We start from the raw sequence: 6,317 nt of genomic DNA, 5'->3' as shown, positions 1-6,317 counted from the left end.
GTTGGTTTGCGACGGCACTAAGTTATCTTCCATAATATTTTACTATATCGTATGCTTGTTGCAGGAGTCTTTAAAAAATAAGTGCAAAGGTACTGTTTTTAAGCCTCTTTAGCCTTATTTTTAGTCTTTTTCTGTTCATTTTATCCACGGTGTGTGGATAGTTTATCGCTGGAAAATAAATTAACATGACCTTGCAAAGCAATACGCTGCCGCTGAAAAAAATTCTTTTATTCGGAGCCGGCAAATCCGCCACCTGTTTAATAGCGTATTTAATACAACAGGCCGCCAATAATAACTGGCAGATCACAATTGCAGATGGGAATTTTGAACTGGCGCAAAATAAATCAGGTGGTTCTTTATACGCTACTCCCGTGCAGGTTGATGTAAAAGATGATGAACAAAGAAATGCGCTCATTGAACAGGCTGATATCGTTATTTCCATGCTGCCGCCCGGGCTTCATTTGCTGGTGGCTAAAAATTGCCTAACCGCCGGCCGGCATCTCCTCACCGCTTCTTATGCAGATGCCGGAATGAAAAAGCTGGAGCCTGAGATCAGAAAGAAAGGTCTTTTATTTCTTTGCGAGATGGGACTGGACCCGGGTATTGATCATATGAGCGCCATGCAGATCATTCATCGTATCCGCACCGCGGGAGGAAAGATCACTGCATTTTATTCCCACTGCGGGGGGCTTGTAGCGCCGGAAAGCGATGATAATCCCTGGCATTATAAAATAAGCTGGAACCCGCGCAATATTGTATTGGCAGGAAAGACGGGCGCTATCTACAAACTGCATAATGAAATCCGGCACCTTGCTTACAACGCGCTTTTTGATGCAGGAAGACTGGTGGAGGTTCCGGGATATGGTTCTTATGCCTGGTACCCCAACAGGGATTCGCTCATCTACTTACATTTATACGGATTGGAAGATACAGCCACTTTTATTCGCACCACATTACGCCACCCCGATTTTTGCATAGGATGGAAAAAAATAATTGAATTGGAACTTACAGACGAAAAGACGCTGTATGATACGGATAATTTAAGTTATCACTCTTTTTTTAATCTGCATCTCAGCAATCAAGGATTGAAAGAAGCCGCATCAGGCAAAGAAAAGCAGTTGTTATCCTATCTTGGTTTATACGGAAACGGGATCATTGGTAAAGGCATTGCAAGCGCAGCAGATATTATACAATCAGCCCTGGAAAAAAATCTTATGCTGCAGCCGGCAGATAAAGACATGATCATTATGCTGCATGAGATAAGTTATGCTGATGGTGGCGGTGAAGTACGCAAAATAACCAGCTCGCTTATTGTAAAAGGAGAAAATAACCTGGTTACGGCTATGGCAAAAACAGTTGGCTTACCCTTAGGCATAGCCGCCACATTGATTTTGCAGGAAAAGATCAGTCTTACCGGTTTGCATATTCCTATAGCGCCTGAAATATACGTGCCTGTTTTGGATGAGCTGGGGAAAGAAGGGATTGTTTTTGGGGAAAGCTTGATATGAAAGCACCAAGAACCAAATCACAGGAAACAAATAAATCTCAAATCAAATTCGAAGCTATAAATCCGGAAGCCGAAGCGGGATGCAATCTCAACGCTCAAATAAAACAGCTATAGTGCAGACTACTGAAAAATGAGAAAGCAGCAGTGAAATGAAGCTGAAATCACAGAAACGCAAAAGTTTCATCAAGGCTCCTTCCCGAAAACGGGCAGTAATCGTTTTCGGGCGGCTTTTTTGGTTGCTTTTTTTCCGAAAAAAAGTGACAAACAGCAAAAATCAAAGGTCGTGGCGGATTCAAACCTGATCGCCGCGCTCAAAACCCCTTATTGGTTAACGACTTTTTCAACAGCTTCGCAAGCAGTTCCACTCCTTCCGTTGCCGGCTTTTCAATAATGGCAATATCGTGCAATGATGAATTATAGGGTATTTTTTTATCAATAATAAATTTAGGTATGCCGTGAGGCGCGTAGTTCAGTAAACCTGCCGCCGGGTATACCACCAGTGATGTGCCCACTACCACAAAATATTCCGCCGTTTGCGTTATGGCTATTGCATTTTCCATCATAGGAACCGGTTCTTCAAACCACACAATATGCGGACGTAATTGTGCGCCGTCTGCTGCCCTGTCGCCTATGTTAATGTTACCGGTAATATCGTATACAAGCCGTTCGTTTTTTTCACTCCGCATCTTTAGTATTTGTCCATGCAGGTGCAGCACTTTTGATGAACCGGCTCTTTTGTGCAAGTCATCAATATTCTGGGTAATAATATGCACATCAAAATCCTTTTCCAATGCGGCCAAACCTGCATGCGCGGCATTGGGCTTTGCGTCTAATACATTTTCCCGGCGTAAATTATAAAACCGCAGTACCCGTTCAGGATCTTTTTTCCATGCCCGGGGTGTGGCCACATCTTCAATATTGTAACCCTCCCACAAACCATCGCTGTCTCTGAAAGTTTTTAAACCGCTTTCGGCGCTAATGCCTGCGCCTGTAAGTACAACAATCTTTTTCTTTTTCATTTGCTAATTAAAAGCCGAATGTATACAAAATACCGGTTACATGGCATTTGGGTTGCAGGGGTACAAATTTATTTACGCACTACAATTGCATTCTTTTTTCTGCGTGTCAGCATCATCCATATCGCCCCGCCCAACAACCAGAGCGGCCAGGTTTTTACCAATATAATAATTAGTGATTGCACCATCAGCCAGCCATCAAGTACACTTTCTTTTAGCGCTTTCCAAAAGCCATATTCATTCTGCGGTTTAATTTCCGGACCAAGTTGCTGAAAAAAAGTAAGCCGGATGGTGCTTAATGCAGCCAGGTTCTGAATATAATTTATCCTTCCGGCCGCAGATTCAATTTCCTCCTGCAGGTTTCTTATTTCATTTTGCACTTTTAATACTTCGTCAATATTGCGCGCCTGTTTCAAAAAATCGTAGTACCGGTCTTTTACTTTTTCCTTTGCCTGCATCCTGGCTTTTGTATCAATAAATTCCTCACTTACATCTTCGCTGGTCATGTTTTTTTGGGATACGCTATCTGCATAGCCTGATAACCTGTACAGCAATTCATCAAACTTTTCCCGCGGCACACGTATCACCATTTCATTTTTTATTTGTAAGAACATTTGCACTTCTGAAGCCGATGCAATATAGCCTCCGGTTGATCTCACCGCTTCTTTTATCGCATTACCGGAAGATTTTGCATCACTAACATGCATTTCCAAAACAGCATTTTTTATAATCTGTTTATTCCAGTCTGCGGGAACGGGCGGTGGCGATTGCAACTGATTGTTTTGAGCTTTTTTATCGGGAGATTTTTGTTTTTCCTACAGCACTTCTTCATTTTGCAAACGTTCGCTGTTAGCGGGTATTTCTGCGGTGTTTAGATCAGTCAAGGTTACTTCGGCCGATTTCACTGATTTCTCATTTTTGGGATTGCACGACAACAGGAAGCCTGCTATTGCCATTACAGCAATTAGTATTCGTAGATGCATGATAAAAATTTATTTAATAATAGAAAGATGCAGGAAACTGGATTTTACACAAGCCGGCGAGCTTTATATGCGCAAGTATAACATATTCGTAAAGCACTTCTTTTATGAGTGGTATCGCATTTTAATAATCTTCGCTTATTTTAGCCTGCAAAAAAGATATAGCATTATGCAAACAGCACATGAAATTGATTACCGTATTTATGGGGAAGAAATGCAGTATGTAGATGTGGAACTGGATCCGGGTGAAACGGCGATGGCAGAAAGCGGCGCCTTTATGATGATGGATGATGGTATACAAATGCAAACCATTTTTGGGGATGGAAGCCAGCAGCAGGGCGGCGGTTTTATGAACAAATTATTTAGCGCGGGTAAACGACTGCTTACCGGTGAAAGCTTATTCATGACTGCCTTTACCAATACCGGCCAGGGTAAAAAAAGGGTGGCTTTTGCTTCTCCCTATCCGGGTAAAATTATAGCGCTCGACCTGTATGAACTGGGTGGTAAAGTAGTATGCCAGAAAGATGCATTTTTATGCGCTGCCCGTGGGGTGTCCATTGGTATTGAGTTTCAAAGGAGATTAGGTACCGGCCTGTTTGGGGGCGAAGGATTTATTATGCAAAAATTAGAGGGAGATGGTATGGCTTTTGTACATGCGGGCGGACATGTATTTCAACGTGTATTGCAGGCGGGTGAAACCCTTCGTATTGATACAGGCTGCCTTGTGGCCTATACCAAAGATGTGGCTTATGATATACAATTTGTAGGCGGCATACGCAATACGATATTTGGCGGGGAAGGTTTGTTTTTTGCTACTTTGCGCGGACCGGGTAAAGTATGGATCCAAACCCTTCCGGTAAGCCGCCTGGCCAGCAGGATACTCGCCTATGGTACAGTGAACCGTAAGGAAGAGGGTAGTTTATTAGGAGGATTGGGCAACTTGTTAGATGGAGATGGAAGATAGCCAGTAGGTATCAGCTTTCAGCCATCAGTGGGTAGTTGCTAAGACAGTATGAATACTCCTTCTTTGCACTGCTCATAGCTTATGGCTGATCGCTGACAGCCCTTTGTATTCTTCCAGGTACCGTCTCATCCTTCTTGCATCGGGTGCCAGCCATATCATCAAATTTCGGATTTATTGCTTCGGATTTTATGTTTGAATGTATTTCTGATTTGTTTCTTGTTTCTTGGTGCTTTGTATTCCTCACACCTTATGTATCTCACTCGTAAAATGAAACTGTATAGCCGGGTTATTGGTGATCTCTGTATTAAGGAACCATTCGCTTTGGGCTAAGTATACCAAATGGTCATCTTTGTCTAATACCACATTTCCTGTTTTAAAACGCGTAAAATCTTCTAACTTTTTCCGGTCATCGGAAGTTATCCAGCAGGCTTTGTAAAAAGGCAGCGTATTAAACTGAAGCGATGCGCCGTATTCATGCAATAAACGGTATTGAATCACTTCAAACTGCAGTTCGCCCACGCAACCTATGATTTTCCGGTTGCCGCCATGCTGCGTAAACAACTGGGCAACGCCTTCATCGGTGAGTTGCAATAGCCCTTTTTCCAACTGCTTGGTTTTCATTGGATCTTTGTTCACTACTTCTTTAAACAGTTCCGGTGAAAAACTCGGGATCCCGGTAAAATAAAACGAGGCGCCTTCTGTAAGGGTATCGCCTATTTTAAAATTACCCGTATCAAACAGCCCTACTACATCACCTGGAAAAGCTTCTTCTATTACATCTTTCTGGCGGGCCATAAAGGAATAGGGATTGCTGAAGCGTATATCCTTATGCAAGCGAACGTGGTGATAATATTTATTGCGCTCAAATTTGCCGGAACAAACCCGCAAAAAAGCAATGCGGTCGCGGTGCCTGGGGTCCAGGTTGGCATGTATTTTAAATACGAAACCGCTGAATTTTTCTTCTTCGGGACATATTTCTTTTTCGGAAGTTGGGCGGCACAAAGGCCCGGGAGCTATGCGGATAAAGGTGTTAAGCATTTCTTTAACGCCAAAATTATTTACCGCGCTTCCAAAAAACACCGGTGCCGTTTTAGCCAGGAGATAATCCTGTGCATTCATATCACCATATACACCATCGATCAATTCAATATCTTCCCGCAACTGTGCAGCATTCCGTTCGCCTATCTTATCAACCAGCAGGGGGGTTGAAAGATCAGTTATCTGCTCCATGTCTTCGTCATTGGTTTTGGTATGAGGAGCAAACAGCAACAGGTTTTTTTCAAAAAGATTATAAACGCCTTTAAACTCTTTTCCGCTGTTAATCGGCCAGGTCATGGGATGGAGCTGTAAGTGCAGCTCCCTTTCTATTTCTTCAATCAAATCGAAGGGTAGTTTGCCATCCCTGTCCATTTTATTAATGAATACAATTACGGGCGTATCGCGCATCCGGCAAACTTCCATCAGCCTGCGGGTTTGTTCTTCCACTCCGTTCACACTGTCAATAACCAGTATCACGCTATCTACCGCGGTAAGGGTTCTGTACGTATCTTCCGCAAAATCTTTGTGACCGGGTGTGTCTAACAGGTTAATCAGGTTGCCCCTGTATTCAAAAGTCATTACACTTGTTGCCACAGATATACCGCGCTGCTTTTCAATTTCCATGAAATCGCTGGTGGCATGTTTTTTTATTTTATTGCTTTTAACGGCTCCCGCTGTTTGAATAGCGCCTCCAAAAAGCAATAGCTTTTCTGTTAAGGTAGTTTTACCGGCATCGGGGTGAGAGATGATGGCAAAGGTTTTACGCTTGCTGATTTCTGCTGTATATTTCATCGGGGCGCAAAGGTAAGGAT

6 protein-coding genes are annotated in these 6,317 nt (G+C 43.0%); 2 read left to right on the top strand and 4 right to left on the bottom strand.

The genetic code is table 11. The features are described 5' to 3' along the window. Positions 1 to 185: 185 nt before the first annotated feature. The gene (locus VL121_RS11800; RefSeq protein WP_325405493.1) at positions 186 to 1,508 is read left to right on the top strand and encodes a saccharopine dehydrogenase C-terminal domain-containing protein; all 1,323 of its coding nucleotides are present in this window, start codon (positions 186 to 188) and stop codon (positions 1,506 to 1,508) included. Between the two features lie 310 nt (positions 1,509 to 1,818). On the opposite strand, the gene VL121_RS11795 is transcribed toward VL121_RS11800, so the two are convergent. The 3 genes from VL121_RS11795 to VL121_RS11785 form a co-directional block, all read right to left on the bottom strand. Further along, positions 1,819 to 2,526: an SIR2 family NAD-dependent protein deacylase gene (locus VL121_RS11795; protein ID WP_325405491.1), complete on the bottom strand. Its 708-nt coding sequence runs from the start codon at positions 2,524 to 2,526 to the stop codon at positions 1,819 to 1,821. Positions 2,527 to 2,594: 68 nt separating this feature from the next. After that, positions 2,595 to 3,296, bottom strand: coding sequence for a DUF4349 domain-containing protein (locus VL121_RS11790; protein ID WP_325405489.1), 702 nt, complete (start codon positions 3,294 to 3,296; stop codon positions 2,595 to 2,597). 42 nt (positions 3,297 to 3,338) lie between these two features. Beyond that, positions 3,339 to 3,506, bottom strand: a complete 168-nt coding sequence (locus VL121_RS11785; RefSeq protein ID WP_325405487.1) for a hypothetical protein — start codon at positions 3,504 to 3,506, stop codon at positions 3,339 to 3,341. A gap of 166 nt (positions 3,507 to 3,672) precedes the next feature. Between VL121_RS11785 and VL121_RS11780 the strand changes: the two genes are divergently transcribed. Next, positions 3,673 to 4,467 (top strand): TIGR00266 family protein, encoded by a 795-nt coding sequence (locus tag VL121_RS11780; protein WP_325405485.1) that lies wholly within the window; start codon positions 3,673 to 3,675, stop codon positions 4,465 to 4,467. A 240-nt stretch (positions 4,468 to 4,707) separates the two neighbouring features. Here the strand turns inward: VL121_RS11780 and VL121_RS11775 are convergent, their stop codons facing one another. After that, positions 4,708 to 6,297, bottom strand: coding sequence for a peptide chain release factor 3 (locus VL121_RS11775; RefSeq protein ID WP_325405483.1), 1,590 nt, complete (start codon positions 6,295 to 6,297; stop codon positions 4,708 to 4,710). Between the last annotated feature and the right edge of the window lie 20 nt (positions 6,298 to 6,317).

This window comes from Agriterribacter sp. (assembly GCF_035497235.1).
GTDB lineage: Bacteria > Bacteroidota > Bacteroidia > Chitinophagales > Chitinophagaceae > Agriterribacter.
The sequence above is the reverse complement of the archived record's forward strand: the minus strand, read 5'-3'. Positions and strand labels throughout refer to the sequence as shown.

Coding starts and splice junctions, on each gene's coding strand:
- VL121_RS11800 (WP_325405493.1), top strand. CDS start 186: ATGACCTTGCAAAGCAATACGCTGCCGCTGAAAAAAATTCTTTTATTC.
- VL121_RS11795 (WP_325405491.1), bottom strand. CDS start 2,526: ATGAAAAAGAAAAAGATTGTTGTACTTACAGGCGCAGGCATTAGCGCC.
- VL121_RS11785 (WP_325405487.1), bottom strand. CDS start 3,506: ATGCATCTACGAATACTAATTGCTGTAATGGCAATAGCAGGCTTCCTG.
- VL121_RS11780 (WP_325405485.1), top strand. CDS start 3,673: ATGCAAACAGCACATGAAATTGATTACCGTATTTATGGGGAAGAAATG.
- VL121_RS11775 (WP_325405483.1), bottom strand. CDS start 6,297: ATGAAATATACAGCAGAAATCAGCAAGCGTAAAACCTTTGCCATCATC.